This is a genomic window from Pseudomonas sp. 22526 (genome assembly GCF_052044735.1).
Taxonomy (GTDB): Bacteria; Pseudomonadota; Gammaproteobacteria; order Pseudomonadales; family Pseudomonadaceae; genus Aquipseudomonas; species Aquipseudomonas piscium.
Genome location: NZ_JBQENK010000010.1, coordinates 120,441 through 135,696, shown reverse-complemented (window position 1 = coordinate 135,696; position 15,256 = coordinate 120,441). Strand labels below are relative to the sequence as shown.

Annotated in this window: 13 protein-coding genes; 5 read left to right on the top strand and 8 right to left on the bottom strand. The window is 63.8% G+C overall.

Annotated features, from left to right (window positions below):
• Nucleotides 1-50: 50 nt before the first annotated feature.
• From ACTJKT_RS17075 to ACTJKT_RS17040, 8 genes are read right to left on the bottom strand one after another with little or no spacing between them, the layout of a single operon-like run.
• A complete protein-coding gene (locus ACTJKT_RS17075; RefSeq protein ID WP_440787883.1) occupies nt 51-1,181 on the bottom strand; it encodes a glycosyltransferase family 4 protein in 1,131 nt (376 codons plus the stop codon).
• Nucleotides 1,182-2,312, bottom strand: coding sequence for a glycosyltransferase family 4 protein (locus tag ACTJKT_RS17070; protein ID WP_440787881.1), 1,131 nt, complete (start codon nt 2,310-2,312; stop codon nt 1,182-1,184).
• Entirely contained in the window at nt 2,296-3,672 is a 1,377-nt protein-coding gene (locus ACTJKT_RS17065) for a glycosyltransferase family 4 protein (RefSeq protein ID WP_440787879.1), read from the bottom strand. The genes ACTJKT_RS17070 and ACTJKT_RS17065 overlap by 17 nt, the downstream gene beginning before the upstream one ends.
• A complete protein-coding gene (locus tag ACTJKT_RS17060; protein ID WP_440787877.1) occupies nt 3,669-4,934 on the bottom strand; it encodes an ABC transporter ATP-binding protein in 1,266 nt (421 codons plus the stop codon). Before ACTJKT_RS17060 ends, ACTJKT_RS17065 begins: the two co-directional genes overlap by 4 nt.
• Nucleotides 4,934-5,731 carry an ABC transporter permease gene (locus ACTJKT_RS17055; RefSeq protein ID WP_025806910.1) on the bottom strand — a complete coding sequence of 266 codons (798 nt, stop codon included), beginning with the start codon at nt 5,729-5,731 and terminating at the stop codon, nt 4,934-4,936. Before ACTJKT_RS17055 ends, ACTJKT_RS17060 begins: the two co-directional genes overlap by 1 nt.
• A complete protein-coding gene (locus tag ACTJKT_RS17050; RefSeq protein ID WP_440787875.1) occupies nt 5,731-7,173 on the bottom strand; it encodes a mannose-1-phosphate guanylyltransferase/mannose-6-phosphate isomerase in 1,443 nt (480 codons plus the stop codon). Before ACTJKT_RS17050 ends, ACTJKT_RS17055 begins: the two co-directional genes overlap by 1 nt.
• Before the next feature lie 3 nt (nt 7,174-7,176).
• Nucleotides 7,177-8,148, bottom strand: coding sequence for a GDP-mannose 4,6-dehydratase (gene gmd / locus ACTJKT_RS17045; protein WP_440787873.1), 972 nt, complete (start codon nt 8,146-8,148; stop codon nt 7,177-7,179).
• Nucleotides 8,145-9,056 carry a GDP-mannose 4,6-dehydratase gene (locus ACTJKT_RS17040; RefSeq protein WP_440787871.1) on the bottom strand — a complete coding sequence of 304 codons (912 nt, stop codon included), beginning with the start codon at nt 9,054-9,056 and terminating at the stop codon, nt 8,145-8,147. Before ACTJKT_RS17040 ends, gmd begins: the two co-directional genes overlap by 4 nt.
• 430 nt (nt 9,057-9,486) lie before the next feature.
• Between ACTJKT_RS17040 and ACTJKT_RS17035 the strand changes: the two genes are divergently transcribed.
• Genes ACTJKT_RS17035 through ACTJKT_RS17015 form a run of 5 tightly spaced genes read left to right on the top strand, consistent with a single transcriptional unit; the run spans nt 9,487 to nt 15,254 of the window.
• A complete protein-coding gene (locus tag ACTJKT_RS17035; protein ID WP_440787870.1) occupies nt 9,487-11,091 on the top strand; it encodes a glycosyltransferase in 1,605 nt (534 codons plus the stop codon).
• Complete coding sequence (locus ACTJKT_RS17030; RefSeq protein WP_440787868.1) at nt 11,091-12,395, top strand: glycosyltransferase; 1,305 nt, start codon at nt 11,091-11,093, stop codon at nt 12,393-12,395. Before ACTJKT_RS17035 ends, ACTJKT_RS17030 begins: the two co-directional genes overlap by 1 nt.
• Nucleotides 12,395-13,282 carry a methyltransferase domain-containing protein gene (locus ACTJKT_RS17025; RefSeq protein WP_440787867.1) on the top strand — a complete coding sequence of 296 codons (888 nt, stop codon included), beginning with the start codon at nt 12,395-12,397 and terminating at the stop codon, nt 13,280-13,282. Before ACTJKT_RS17030 ends, ACTJKT_RS17025 begins: the two co-directional genes overlap by 1 nt.
• Nucleotides 13,279-14,436: an acyltransferase family protein gene (locus ACTJKT_RS17020; RefSeq protein WP_440787866.1), complete on the top strand. Its 1,158-nt coding sequence runs from the start codon at nt 13,279-13,281 to the stop codon at nt 14,434-14,436. The genes ACTJKT_RS17025 and ACTJKT_RS17020 overlap by 4 nt, the downstream gene beginning before the upstream one ends.
• On the top strand, nt 14,430-15,254 hold the full coding sequence (locus ACTJKT_RS17015; protein WP_440787865.1) for a class I SAM-dependent methyltransferase: 825 nt from the start codon (nt 14,430-14,432) through the stop codon (nt 15,252-15,254). The genes ACTJKT_RS17020 and ACTJKT_RS17015 overlap by 7 nt, the downstream gene beginning before the upstream one ends.
• Nucleotides 15,255-15,256: the final 2 nt, after the last annotated feature.

Here is a 15,256-nt window from a genome sequence, read left to right as displayed (position 1 = left end):
GTGTCTGCATCGCGAGCAAGCTTCGCTCCTACAGATTGGCGCCTGGCGGATCAGGCGTAGGACAGGGCTTTTTCCTCCAGCAGCTCCTGGTACAGCTCGCTCCATCTGCGGCCCATCTCGTCGGCGGTGAACAGCTGCCGGTAACGGGCTTCGGCCTTGAGGCCCATCTGCGCGGCCTGTTCCGGGTTGTCCCAGAGCTGGCGCATGGCGGCGCGGAAGGCCTGGGGATCGCTGGGCGGCACCACCAGGCCGGTTTCGCCATGAATATTGATGTAGCTGGTGCCGGTCCCGATCTCGCTGGAGATCATCGGTTTGCCGTACATCGCGCCTTCGAGCAACGAGATACCGAAGGCTTCGGAGCGCAGGTGCGAGGGGAAGACGATGGCGTAGCTCAGTTGCAGCAAGGCCACCTTGTCTTCATCCCCCAGGCGGCCGAGGAAATGCAGGTTGCGCAGGCCCAGCGCTGCGGCCTGGGCATGTAGCTCGGCCTCGAGCGGGCCGGCACCGAGGATCACCACTGGGTAGTCCACGTCCTTGAGGGCATCGAGCAGGATGTGCAGGCCCTTGTAGTAACGCATCACCCCGACGAATAGGAAAAACCGTTCGCCCAGGCGCTGGCGCCACTGGGCCATGCGTTCGCTATTGGGCTGTGGATAACCGGCCTTGTTCAGGCCGTAGGGGATGACCCGGGTCTTGTCCGGGAATTGTTGCAGCACATCGCTGGTGTGCAGGTAGTTCGGCGATGCGGCGACGATCCGGTCGACGCTGCCCAGGAAGCGGTTCATCAACGGCCGGTACAGCTTGAGCAGGTGGCGCTGGCGGATGATGTCGGAGTGGTAGGTGGCCACGCAGGGCTTGTTCATGCCACTCATGAAATGCACCAGGTCCATGAACGGCCAGGGGAAGTGGTAGTTGACCACGTCGGCTTCGGCGGCCATTTCGCGAAACTGCTTGAACACGCTGTAGGAGAAACCGGTGGAGGCGAACTGGAAATCCAGCTTCGCCTGATGCACCTCATGCTGACCGACTTTCAGCGTGCCAGGCGAGGGATCGGCGCTCAGCGTCAGAACCTGGCCATCGATACCGTAGTGGGCACCGCTTTCGCAGAGCTGGAAGATGACCTGTTCGGTGCCGCCGATCGAGTCGGGCAGGTATGTTTTGTAGAAGTGTAAGACCCGCATTCAGCCTCCCATGGCCTGACGGTAGGCATGCGCGGTGATCCGCGCGCAGCGCCCCCAGGAAAAAAGTGTTGCCTGTTCCAACCCCGCTTCGCGGCACGCCTGCCAATGGCCGTCGTCTTCGATCAGGCGCAGCATGGCGTGGCGCAAGCCGTCCACATCGTCGGGGTCGACATAGTTGCCGGCCGCACCCGCGACTTCGGGCATTGCCGCACATCGCGCCAGTACCACCGGCGTACCGCTGGCCATGGCCTCGAGGACCGGAAGACCAAAGCCCTCGTAACGCGAAGGAAAAACCAGGGCCCTGGCCCCGGCCACCAGCTGTGCCAGCTGTTCGTCCGGCAGGTAGCCCAGCAGGTGCACATGGCCGCTGGCCAGGGCCTTTTGCAGGGTGTCGCTGAATTGGCCTTGCTCCCAACCCGCCATGCCGACGATCAGCAACGGATAACGCTGGCGCAGGGTTTCCGGCAGCTGTGTGTGGGCCTGCAAGGCCAGGGACAGGTTCTTGCGCGGCTCCAGGGTGCCGACGCAGAGGAAGTAGCCTTGAGGCTGCAAGCCATGGACTGCGAGGTTGTGTTCCAGCTCGGCGTGCTCACGTGGATGGAAGCGCGGGGCGACGCCCAGCGGCGCCACGACAAAGCGATCGCGCGGCAGGCCGAAATAATCCTGGGCTTCATCGGCGATGAACTGCGAATCCGTCAGGATCAGCCGCGCCTGTTCCACGCCTGCGCCAAGGCGCCGCTCGATTTCCTTCAAGCGTGCCGGCGGCTGAGTCGAGGGGTAATGCAGGTGAGTCAGGTCATGCAGGGTCATCACGGTCGGGCCTTCGAACTCCAGCGGCCACAGGCTGGGTTCGTGGTAGAGGTCGATCGCTGCGTGCGGCCCCTGGTCGAAACGTCGCTGCTCCAGCCAGCGCCGGGCCTGGTAGGCCCCGGGGACCCGCCGCAGCCAGGGGGCCACTTGGGAATAACCCGGCATGGCCGCCGCCGGCAGTTCGGGGCTCCAGCCCCAGCCATGGAACAGCGACAGCTCCAGCCCCTGTTCGGTGACCAGGGCCGAGGCCAGTTCCGCTACGTAATGGCCGATACCGGTGCGGGGCGACTGGAGAATGCGCGCGTTAAGGGCTATCCGCATCGTGCGTCTCCATGACCGTGGGAGCGTGGTTCCTGTGGAAGACAATGCGTTCGACCAGTTGGGTACTGGCTTCTCGCCAACCCAGCCAGCGCCACTCATCGACATGGCGGGCCGCGGGAAACACGCCGCTGGTTTCCTGCTGGATGACCAGGTCGGCCAGGCTCTGCGGATCGTGCAGGTCGAAATAGGCCATGAACTCGCCGCCGATCTCGCGAAACACCGGGATGTCGCTGCCCATGGCGGGCAAGCCGCGCTGCATGGCTTCCACCAGCGGCAGGCCGAAACCCTCGACATGGGATGGGAACACCAGCGCCGTCGCCTTGGAATAGGCGTACTCCAGGCTGTTGTCGTCCAGGGAGTTGAACATGAACAGGCGCCGGTTCAACTCCGGGTGCCGGCGAATCCGCTCGATCAGCGCCTCGCACTTCCAGCCAATGCGCCCGGCGATGCACAGGCGAGCCTGGGAACCGCTGGCCCAGACACGCTCGAAGGCATCGAGCAGGAAGCCATGGTTTTTGCGGGGCTCGATGGTGCTGACCATCAGGAAGACCGCTGCCTGGTCCTTGAACAGCTGGGCCAGGTCCGGGTTGATCCGAGCGTTTTCGCTGCACTGGTCCAGCTCCGAACCCAGGTGGAAATAGTCGAACCAGCGCTGCGCCACCTGCTGGCGCCCGACCCGACGGAGCATCTCTTCGCGGACCTGGTCGCGGATGGTCGCGGAAATGGCGATGTAGCCGTCGGCGGTGCGCGCTATCCAGTCGAACCAGTGGTTGAACACCCGCACCAGCCCGGCGTCGCAGAACTGCGGGTGGGTCAGGGGAATCAGGTCATAGATCACCGAGACGATACCCACGCCATCGCGCTTGAGCCGTTCGGCCAAGGGGAAAAAGTCGGCGTGCCAGGATGAGTCCAGCAACACCAGTTGATCGCCCGGTTGATGTTGCAGAGGTACGCAGCGCTGGGGGATTTCATCCACGTTCACCAAGCGGTTGCACAGGCGCAGGGGAATGCTGAGAAAGGCAAAGGCCGTCAGGCGGCACGCGATGTAGAGCAAGCGCCGGGCGATGTACGAATCGGCAAAGGGTTTGCGTCGCTCCAGGGTCCGGTGGCGCAGCCAGAACAGGTTGGCCATCTGCTCCAGGCGCACCCGCAACCCCATCAGGTTCCAGCGCTTGGTTTTCAAAGGTTTCAGGCTCAATACCCGGTAGAGCCTGTCCTTGAGCATGACCACCGGAATGCATTCCACCGAAGCATCGGCTGCGGGCAACTCGCGGATAACGTTGCGCACCACACGCTGGATGCCCGAGTTGGTCTCGGGGTGTTCGAACACATAGGTGCATTCAATCAACAGTCGGGTCATGGAGCGGCTCGCTGAGGCATTGACTGAGTGGACTTCGAAGGCGAGCGGACAATGCTGGTCCGCGCCTGCAACCAGGAACAGCCGACAAAGTCTTCCTGGCGGTTATTGATCACGTGGAAGACCAGGCCGTAGTCGCGCCATTCGAAGTTGCGATCCAGGTGCGAATCCAGCCGCGACAGGCTCAGGGCCACCGAGTAGTTGCCCTTGCCCAGGCCCATGGTGAAGGCAAAGCGGAAGGTGACCTTTTCGCCGGCGCTCAAATCGGTCAGGGCCTGGTCCAGGCGATGGGTGTTGATGCCATACATGGGCTGGCCGAGCCGGTCCTTGATCATGAAACCCAGCACCAGCCGTTCGATGTCCTGGCGTACCTCGACCTGCACTTCCAGCACCACTGGCTGGCCGACTTCGGCCATTTCGATCGAGCGCTCGCGTTCGTCGCGCAAGTGCACGCTGAGGATCCCGGCTTCGCCGGTGCCGGAAATGGTCCGCACCTGGCCGTTGGCGAGCATTTCCTGGCGCACCGTCTGGCCTTCGCGTTCGGCGAGCATGGCGTTGTAGTAGTCCATCACCTCTTCCGGCTTGCCGTGCATGGCCACGCGGCCCTGCTCGAGCAGGATCGCGGTGTCGCAGATCGACTGGATCGCCGAACGGTCGTGGGAAACGATCAGCAGGGTAGTGCCGGCGCGGCGGAAGCTGCGGATGCGTTCGAAACTCTTGTGCTGGAAGTAGGCGTCGCCCACCGACAGCGCCTCATCGACGATCAGGATGTCCGGGCGCCGGGCCGTGGCCACGCTGAACGCCAGGCGCATCTGCATGCCGCTCGAATAGGTGCGTACCGGGTGATCGATGGCCTCGCCGATTTCGGCGAAGGCTTCGATTTCCGCCATCAGGGCCTCGATTTCCTCGACCTGCATGCCCAGCAACTGGCCGGCCATGATCGCGTTCTGACGCCCGGTGAAGTCCGGGTGAAAACCCATGCCCAGCTCCAGCAACGCCGCCACCCGACCGTGCAGATGGATCTCGCCGCAGGTCGGCTGGGTGGTGCCGGTGATCATTTTTAGCAAGGTGCTTTTGCCGGCGCCGTTGACGCCGACTATGCCCACGGCCTGGCCCGGCTCAATCTCGAAGTCGACGCCCTGCAGCACCCAGTGCAGGTGATGGCGCGGCCTGGAAAATGGAATCATCCATTCGAACAGCCGGCTCCAGCGGTTCGGATACTGCTTGTAGGCCTTGCCCAGGCCAGTGACGCGTATCTGTCCCATCAGAGCTCATCCACCATTTCACCGACGCGCTGGCGGAAAAGCCGCAGCCCCATGCCGCAGAACAACAGGCTGATCACCAGCATCGGGGTCAGCGAACTCCACTGCGGCCACTGGTCGTACAGGAACAGGTTCTGGTAGCTGTGCATCAGCGCGGTCAGCGGGTTGAGCGCCAGCAGGCGCTGGATCGACTCGGGCAGGATGCTGATGGGGTAGACGATGGGCGTCAGCCAGAACCAGAACTGCAGGAAGATGCCGAAGAACTGCGCTACATCGCGGAAGAACACGTTCAGCACCCCGAGGATCATCCCCAGGCCGGCGCAGAACAGCACCTGCAACAGCAGCAGCGGGATCAGCGCCAGCAGCGCCAGGCCCGGCAGGCGCCCGGTGATCAGCAGGAAGCCGAGGAACAGGCCGAGAATGATCGCGAAGTTGATGCCGGCGTTGAGCAGCACGATCACCGGCAGGCAGATGCGCGGGAAGCTGATCTTCTTCAGCAGGTTGGCGTTTTCCAGGAACATGCTCTGGCTGCGCAGGGTCAGCTCGGAAAACAGGCCCCAGGTCAGCAGCCCGGCGCACAGGTAGACGCTGTAGGCCAGGCCGTCCTCCACCCCCGGCAGGCGGGCGCGCATCACCTGGGAAAAGATCACCGTGTAGACAACGATCATCGACAGCGGGTTGAGCACGGTCCACAAGGCACCGAACAGCGAGTTGCGATAACGCGCCTGGAACTCCCGCTGCACGCTGCCGAGGATGAAGCCCCGGTAGCTGCGCAGCGAGCGGTACAGATTGAGCAGCATCAGGCCGTCCTGCCGTATTGGTCTTCGAAGCGGACGATGTCGTCCTCGCCCAGGTACTCGCCGCTCTGCACTTCGATGATGACCAGGTCGATCACCCCCGGGTTCGCCAGCCGATGCTTGTGCCCGGCGGCGATGAAGGTGGATTCGTTGCTGTTGACTAGGTGCGAGCCGTCGCCGTTGTTGGTGACCATGGCCGTGCCCTTGACCACCACCCAGTGTTCGTTGCGATGGTGGTGCATCTGCAGCGACAGCGCGGCGCCCGGCTTGACCACGATTTTCTTGATCTTGAAGCCCGGGCCTTCCTCCAGCACGGTGTAGCTGCCCCAGGGCCGGCTGACCGTGCGATGCAGGCGATAGGATTCGTGGTTGCGATCCTTGAGCTGCCGGGCCACCTGGCGCACGTCCTGGGCGCGGTCGGCGTGGGCCACCAGGATGGCGTCGGCGGTCTCGACCACGATCAGGTTGTCGACGCCCACCGTGGCGATCATCCGGCCTTCGCTCTGCACGAAGTTGCCGTGGCTGTCGATGAACAGCGCCTCGCCGCTGGCGCGGTTGTCCTGGGCATCGGCATCGACCAGGGCGCTGATGGCGCCCCAGGAACCGATGTCGCTCCAGTCGAACCGGGCGGGCACCACCGCGACCTGGTCGGAAACCTCCATCAGCGCGTAGTCGATGGAAATGTCCGGCATCTCGGCGAAATGTTCCGCCGACAATTCATGCTGGAGGATGCGCCCGGTTTCCACCGGCGTGCTCGCGGCCAGGCAGGCGCGGCCCAGTTCCAGCAGCTCGGGGGCGTGCTGTTGCAGCTGCTCCAGCAGCGTGGCGACGGTGAAACAGAACAGGCCCGAATTCCACAGGAACCGGCCGCTTTCGAGGTAGCCCAGGGCGGTCTTCAGGTCGGGCTTTTCCACGAAGCGCAGCACCCTGGAGGCGCCCTGGTCGTCGAGAGCGTCGCCCGACTCGATATAGCCAAAGCCGGTTTCCGGTGCGTTCGGGGTGACGCCGAAGGTAACCAGATGCCCGGTTTCGGCCAGTTGCGCGGCATGGGCGACCGCGCTTTTGAAGGCTTCTTCGTTGCGGATCAGATGGTCGGCGGGCATCACCACCAGGGTCGCCTGGTCACCATGCCGGGCCTGCACGGCCAGGGCTGCGATGGCGATGGCCGGGGCGGTGTTGCGGCCCGAAGGTTCGAGGATGAAATGCCCGAGGTGCCGATCCAGCCGGGCGGCCTGGAAGTGATCCTTGCTTTGAAAGAAGTGGTCGCGGTTGGTCACGGTGACGATGTCGCCGCTACCGGCCAGCAACCCGGCGGCGCGGCGGTAGGTCTTGCCCAGCAGGCTCTGGCCGTCGGGCAGGATCATGAAGGGCTTGGGATGGCCTTCACGCGAAACCGGCCACAAGCGGGTCCCGGCACCGCCGGAAAGAATCACTGGAATCAGCATGCCTTACTCCTTGGCGACGCGTTTCATGTCCGCATCCATCATCATGCGGATCAGGGTTTCCAGGTGGGTCTTGGGTTTCCAGCCGAGCACCCGTTGGGCCTTGGCCGGGTTACCCAACAGCACGTCGACTTCCGCGGGTCGGAAGAACGCCGGGTCGATTTTCACGTAGTCACGGTAGTTCAGGCCGACGTGCTCGAAGGCGATCTGGCACATCTCGCGCACGGTGGTGGTGACGCCGGTGGCCACCACGTAATCATCGGCCTTGCCCTGTTGCAGCATCAGCCACATGGCTTCGACATAGTCGCCGGCGAATCCCCAGTCGCGCTTGGCGTCGATGTTGCCCAGGCGCAGCTCCTGCTGCTTGCCCTGTTTGATCCGGGCGGCGGCGTCGGTGACCTTGCGGGTCACGAACTCGATGCCGCGCAGGGGCGATTCGTGGTTGAACAGGATGCCGCTGCTGGCATGCAGGCCGAAGCTCTCGCGGTAGTTCACGGTGATCCAGTGCCCGTAGAGCTTGGCCACGCCGTAGGGGCTGCGCGGGTAGAACGGGGTATTTTCGTCCTGCTGCTCGGCCTGGATCAGGCCGAACATTTCGCTGGTGGAGGCCTGGTAGAAGCGGGTGTGCGGGCTGAACTGGCGGATCGCCTCGAGCAGGTGGGTCACGCCCAACCCGTCGACGATGCCGGTGGTCACCGGCTGGTCCCAGGAGGCGGCGACAAAACTCTGCGCCGCCAGGTTGTAGAGTTCGTCGGGCGCCGCCTTGATCACCGCCCGTTGCACGGAGCAGGCGTCGGCCATGTCGCCATCCAGGTAGCGGATCTCGCTCTCGATGCCCATCTCACGCAAGCGCCAGCGCGAGTCGCTGCTGCGTCGCGCCACCAGTCCATGAACCTGATAGCCCTTGTCCAGCAGCAACTTGGCCAGATAGGCGCCGTCCTGCCCGGTGATCCCTGTGATCAGTGCACTTTTTGTCATTCTTGTAATACCCGTGACTCCCAGTCGGACAGGATCGCCCGCAGGGATTGTTTTATTGTGGTTTCAGGCGTCCATCCGGTGGCCTGTTGCAGCCTGGCGTGACTGCCGCAGACGCGACGCTGTTCTGCCCGTCGCAGACGGGCGGGGTCTTGAACCAGCTCCATTTCCACCTGAGCGATGTCCGCCAACTGCTGGATCAGGCTGCGGATGCTGTGCTCCTGGCCGGAGCAGATGTTGTAGACCTGGCCTGGCACACCACTGCGCAACAGGGCCAGGTAGGCGCTCACCACGTCAGCGACATCGAGGAAGTCGCGGGTGACGTCGATATCGCCGACTTCCAGCCGCGGTGCCTGCAGGCCGTGCTTGATCCGGGCGATCTGGCGCGCGGCGCTGGCGACGGCGAAGCTGTCCAGCTGCCCGGTACCGATGTGATTGAACGGCCTGGCCACCAACACGGACCAGCCTTCGCTCATGCCCCACTGCAGGCACAAGAGTTCGGTCGAGGCCTTGCTCACCGCATAAGGATTGCGCGGGCAGGGTGGCTGGTGCTCGTCGATGGGCAGGTCGTTTTCGCCGACCTGGCCGTAGACATCACCGGAGCTGACGTACAGGAAGGTGCCGCTGAAGCCGCGGGCTTTCAGGGCTTGTAACAGGTTGAGGGTGCCCAGCAGGTTGATCTGCAAGGTCCGGGCAGGATCGCGGAAGGCTTCGGGGACGAAGGTCTGGCCGGCCAGGTGAATCACCGCATCCGGCAACTCGGGCCACAGGTCTTGCAGGCTTTGCGGTTGGGTCAGGTCGAAGGGCGGCGCGGGCAACAGTTCCCAGCCTGAATCGGCGGCGCTCAAGCGGGAGCGCAGGTGACGCCCCACGAATCCATTCAAGCCCGTTACAAACAGACGCTTTTTCAAGCAGCAGCCTCTCAGACGGAGACTTCGGCAATATTTCGACACATAAGTCATGTGAAAAAATTGAAAACCCTTCTACTTCTAAGAGTTTTCCTATTGACGAAGTTTGTTGTAGTTGTTTGGCGGTCAATCTGTGCCAATTACGTTGGAATTTCAACAAGTCCTACCGTGACCGGTAAGTTCTCGTTTTCCAGCATAGGAAAAATCTTGTCGGGAGGTTCCCGAATCTTAAACGGATGTGTTTAGAATGCCCCTCGTCTCGACCCCAAAGCGATCAGAATGGCTGTCTCGGAGCCATGCAAAACTGACCAATAGAACAAGAACGTAGACGGGCATGAGAACGATGGACGCACGCCCACAACACCGGCGTGGTGCCATGGCTCTACCGTCATTGTGTGAAGTTGCCAGGATGGCGGCTTCATCGTGAGATGCCATGAATTTCATTCTTTATTCGGATGTTAACGACGGCTCCATCAGCCAGAGCCTCGGGCGTCCGGAATACAGTTATTACTTCGTGCTCAAGGCCTATCGCCCGGTGCTGGAAAGCCTTGGGCGCGTTCACGTGGTGCAGGCGCCCGCCGAAGTCGATCGGCTGTATCACGAGCTGCGGCTCAAGGGCGAAGACAGTCTTTTTCTTTCGTTCACCCCACCCCAGAAAACCCCGCTCGACCTGGACTGCCCGACCCTGTGCGTGGTGGCCTGGGAGTTCGACTCGATCCCCCACGAATACTGGGATAACGACCCGCACCAGGACTGGAGCCGCACCCTTGGCCGCCATGGCCGGGTGATCACCCTGTCCAGCCATACGGCCCGGGCGGTGCGTCGGGTGCTGGGTGAACATTTTCCGGTGCTGGTGCTGCCCACCCCGTTGTGGGAGCGTTTCGACGGCGTCCGTGGGCAATACCCCAATGTGCCGGTCAATGCCGGCACCACCTTGCAAATCAAGGGCTGCATCATCGACAGCCGGGCGCTGGGGCTGTCCGCCGACGGCCTGATCGCGCCAGTGCTGGAGGAGGCACCGCCTCCTGCCCCCGTCGAGGTCGAAATCGTCGAAGCCCCGCCGCTGACCGCCAGGCGCCGGCTGTTCATTGCCAAGCACTATCTGCACGAATGGTATCGGGCGCTGGTCGGCGGCGAATGGCGCCGGCCGTTGTTCATCAGCAAGCACTACATTCGCGAATGCTACCGCGAGGGGCTGCGCGACCGGGTCCCCGAGCGCCTGCGGGCGCTGATGGCGAAATCGAGTCCGGAGCACGCGGCACCGCTGCCCGTCATTTTGCCGGAACCCGAGCCTGCGCCGGAACATCCCCAGGCCGTCCTCCCGGCCACCGACCAGCAGGTGGAGTTCCAGGTCGATGGCGTGGTCTATGTCAGCGTGTTCAACCCCGATGACGGCCGCAAGAACTGGCATCAGTTGATCACTGCGTTCTGCTGGGCGATGCGCGACACCGAAGACGCCACCCTGGTGTTGAAGATGACCCAGAACGACCTGTCGACCTATTACGTCGAAATGCTGACCCTGCTGTCGCAGTTGTCACCCTTCCGTTGCAGGGTCGTGGCCATGCACGGTTACCTGGACGACGAGCAGTTCGCCCGGCTGTACGGCGCGGCCAGTTTCTACGTCAATGCCTCGCGTTGCGAAGGCCTGTGCCTGCCGCTGATGGAGTTCATGGCCTGCGGCAAACCGGTGATCGCGCCGCTGCATACCGCCATGCTGGATTACATCGACGAGGAGCTGGCCTTTGTCGTCAAGTCCAGCCAGGAGCCGGCGATCTGGCCGCAGGACTCGCGCATCCTGTTTCGCACCCTGCGCCACCGCCCGGACTGGGGCTCGTTGAAAACCGCCTACCAGGACAGCTACCGCATGGCCAAGGAAAACCCCGCGGGCTACCAGTCGATGTCCCTGGCCGCGGCCCGGCGCATGCAGGAGTACAGCAGCTTCGCCAGCGTCCAGGGGCGCCTGCGGGACTTCTTCGCCCTGACCCCGCTGACCGGGGCCGACGACGCGTCCTCCCTGGCTGTGGCGGGTAACGCCTGATGCTGATCCTCATCCATTCGGAAACCAACAAGAGCAACATCCAGCAGAACCTCGGCCGTCCCGAATACAGCTACTACTTCGTGCTCAAGGAGTTCCGGCCGGTGCTGGAACGCCTGGGCCAGGTGCTGGAAGTCAGCAACCCCGACGAGTTGGTGGACCGCCTGTACTTCGACTGCCAGAGCCGCGGCGAGGCGTGCATTTTCCTGTCGTTCTCGCCGCCCCATCGCACGCCCAACCATTACGCCTGCCCGACCATCCCGGTGTTCGCCTGGGAGTTCAGCACCATTCCCACCGAAAGCTGGCATGGCGAACCGCGCCATGACTGGCGGCTGGTCCTGGGCACCGCGGGCGCGGCGATCACCCACTCCAGTTTTACCGTGCGAGCGGTGCGCGATGTGATGGGCGAGGACTATCCGATCTGTGCGATCCCGGCCCCGGTCTGGGATCGTTTCGCCAGCCGTGGCGAGCAACTGGGCAAGCAGGCGCGGGCGTCCCAGGTGACCCTCAACCTGCATGGCCTGCTGCTCGACAGCCGCACCCTGGACCTGAATGCCTATGGCCCGAGCCCGCTGCGCGAAGGCTCGCTAGTACTGCTCGATGCCCCGGCCCGCGATTGCCAGCTGCTGCTCGACGGGGTGATCTACACCTCGGTGTTCAACCCCTACGACGGGCGCAAGAACTGGCAGGACATGATCAGTGCGTTCTGCACCACCTTCCGCGATTGTGCCGACGCCACCCTGGTGCTGAAACTGACCCACCACGATATCGGCAACGCGCTGGCCGACATGCTGCACCACCTCTACAAGAACCAGTCCTACCAGTGCCGTATCGTGCTGATCCACGGCTTTTTGTCCGATCCGGACTACGAGCGGCTGGTGGAGGCCACCAGCTATGTGGTGAATTCCTCGTTCGGCGAAGGGCAGTGCCTGCCGCTGATGGAGTTCATGTCCTGCGGCAAGCCGGCGGTGGCGCCGTGCAACACCGCGATGGCCGACTACATCGACCACGACAACACTTTCATCGTCGACTCCACCGACGAGCTGACCGCCTGGCCCCACGATCCCCGGGCCGCCTATCGGACCCTGCGCTACATCACCAACTGGGATTCGCTGTGTTCGGCCTATCGCGCCAGCTACGACGTCGCCCTGCGGGACCCGGAGCGTTATGCGCGAATGTCGACCCATGCGATCGAAAGTCTGTGGCGCTTCTGTAGCCAGGCCACGGCCGAACAGCGCCTGGGCGAGTTCTTCCAGCAGGTGCTGGAGCGGCGCAAGGCGCCTGTCACTCCAGAGCTGCCTGCGTGATGCGGGCGTTTCTGCGGCGCTTGCGCAGGGGCGCGCCGTTGCCTGCGCCGCTGTTGGTCGAAGCGCCCAGGCCTGCGGTTTCTCCCCGCGATTGCGGCTTGCGCGACGCCATGCTCGACGGCTGGTTCCGCTCCGAAACCGGCGAACTGCTCAAGGGTTTTGCCATCAGCGCTGAAGACACCCTGCTCGATGTCGGTTGTGGCGAGGGCGTGGCGACCCTGTTCGCCATGCGCCAGGGCGCCTCGGTGATTTTCACCGACAGCGAGTTCGACAAGGTGCGCGAGCTGGCCCGGCAAGTCGCCGAGCAGTCGGACGTGCCCGCCCTGGGGCTGGTCAGCAACAGCCTGCCGTTGCCCCTGGCCCAGGGCTGCGCCAGCAAAGTGGTGTGCATGGAGGTGCTGGAGCACATCGAACAGCCCGAGCCGTTTCTCGCCGAGCTGGTGCGCATGGGCCGCCCCGGCGCGCAGTACCTGATCAGCGTTCCGGACCCGGTGGGCGAGCATTTGCAGAAGGGTATCGCGCCGCCCGGCTATTACCGCGCGCCGAACCATGTGCAGGTATTTTCCCGCGAGGGTTTTGGCCAGATGATCGAAGACGCCGGGCTGGTTATCGAACACCGGCAGGCCACGGGTTTTTTCTGGGTCATGGGCATGATCTTTTTCTGGGCCAGCGAACGCGCCGCCGGGCGCGAGCCGCCGGGCGCCGTGCGCGATCGTATCCAGGCGCCGTACCCGGCGCTGATGGAAGGCTGGGCACGGACCTGGGAGGAGCTGCTGGCGCAACCCGACGGGTTGGCGATCAAGCAGGTGCTGGATGGCTTCATGCCGAAAAGCCAGGTCATCATCGCCCGCAAGCCGCTGTCCGGCGCAGTGGCAGAGCCGTCTTGAACGACAAGCGGATCATGGACATCGAGCTGCTGCGGGGCATCGCGGTGCTGGGCGTGGTGTTCCATCATCTGCAAGGCAATCTGTTTCCAGGCGGGCTTTCCTGGCTGGGCAGCGTCGCGGCCTACGGCCAGTTCTGGTGGGGCGTGGACCTGTTCTTCGCCATCTCCGGTTTTGTCATCGCCCGCAGCCTGATCCCGCAGCTGCGCGCCTGCACCAGCGCCGCGCAGTGCTGGCAGCGGACCCGCGATTTCTGGATTCGCCGCGCCTTTCGCCTGTTGCCTTCGGCCTGGTTGTGGCTGCTGCTGATGTTGCTGGCGAGCCTGTTCCTCAATCGTTCGGGGGCCTTCGGCAGCCTGCACGCCAACCTGTGGGCCACGGTTGCCGGCCTGCTGCAGTTCGCCAATCTGCGTTTCGCCGACAGTTTTTTCCACTATGAATACGGCGCCAGTTTCGTCTACTGGAGCCTGGCGCTGGAGGAACAGTTCTACCTGTTGCTGCCGCTGCTGGTGCTGTTGTGCCGCAAGTACCTGGTCTGGGTGTTGCTGGCGTTGGTGGTGGTGCAACTGGTGAGCTTGCGTTCGGTGCTGTTGATGTTTATCCGCACCGATGCCATGGCCCTCGGCGTGTTGCTGGCGCTGTGGACAGCCCAATCCAGCTACCGGCACTGGGAACCGAAGTGGCTGGGACGGCATCCGGGGCTCGGGCCGTTGCTGCTGATCCTGTCCGGCCTGGGCATGGGCTGGCTGGCCACCGATGCTTTCAATGTCACCCACTACCGGGTCGGCGCCCTGGCCGTGCTCTGCGCGCTGCTGGTGTGGATCGCTTCCTACGACCGCGACTACCTGTTGCCCCGCGGCCGGCTGAAAAGCCTGCTGGCCTGGGTTGGCAGCCGTTCCTACGGGATCTACCTGATCCATATCCCGGTGTTCCTGCTGCTCCGCGAAGCCTGGTTCCGCCTGGCGCCCCTGGGCACGACCGGGCTGAACCAGCAGCCGCTGCTGGCAATGGCCTGCGCCCTGGGCCTGCTGCTGTTGTTGAGCGAACTCAACTACCGTGTCATCGAGTTGCCCCTGCGCAATCGGGGCGTCGAGCTGGTGCGACGCCTGGGTCCATCCCGTTCTCCCGTTCCTTCCACTGGAGTCACTTCATGCTGAGCCTTCTGAAAAAACTCACGGCGAGCGCTCCTGCGGCCGTGACGCCCGAGACACCGCCGCCGGCCAAGGTCGATCCGTACATGCTGGGCCTGCAGGACGCCATGCTCAGCGGCTGGTTCAACCAGGAAAACGGCGAGCTGTTCACCGGCTTTCCGGTGAGGGCCGAGGACACCCTGCTGGACGTCGGCTGTGGTGACGGCGGCAACGTGCATTACTGCGCGATGCGCGGGGCGAAGATCATCATTGCCGACATCGACGCGGCCAAGGTCGAGGCGACCCGCCAGCGCCTGAGCGATACCCCAGCCCGTGGCGTGGAATGCCATGTCACCGACTGCAACCCGCTGCCGATCGCCGACGGCACCGCCAGCCGGGTGGTGTCCACCGAGGTGATCGAGCATGTGGACGACCCGGCGCAGTTCCTCTCCGAGCTGGTGCGGGTCGGCCAGCCGGGTGCGCTGTACCTGTTGAGCGTGCCGCACCCGAGCTCCGAGGACCTGCAAAAGGACATCGCCGCGCCCGAGTATTTCCAGAAGCCCAACCATATCCGCATCATCAGCGAAGAGCAGTTCAAGCAGATGGTCAGCGACGCCGGGCTGGAAGTGCTCAGCCATAGCCAGTACGGCTTCTACTGGTCGATGTGGATGCTGCTGTTCTGGGAAGCCAAGGTCGAATTCAGCAACCCCGACCACCCGCTGCTCGACCAGTGGGCGAACACCTGGCAGACCATCCTCAACTCGCCGCGCGGGGTGCAGATCAAGCACGCGCTGGACGCCGTGGTCGCCAAGAGCCAGGTCATCATTGCCCGCAAGCCGGCCTGAAC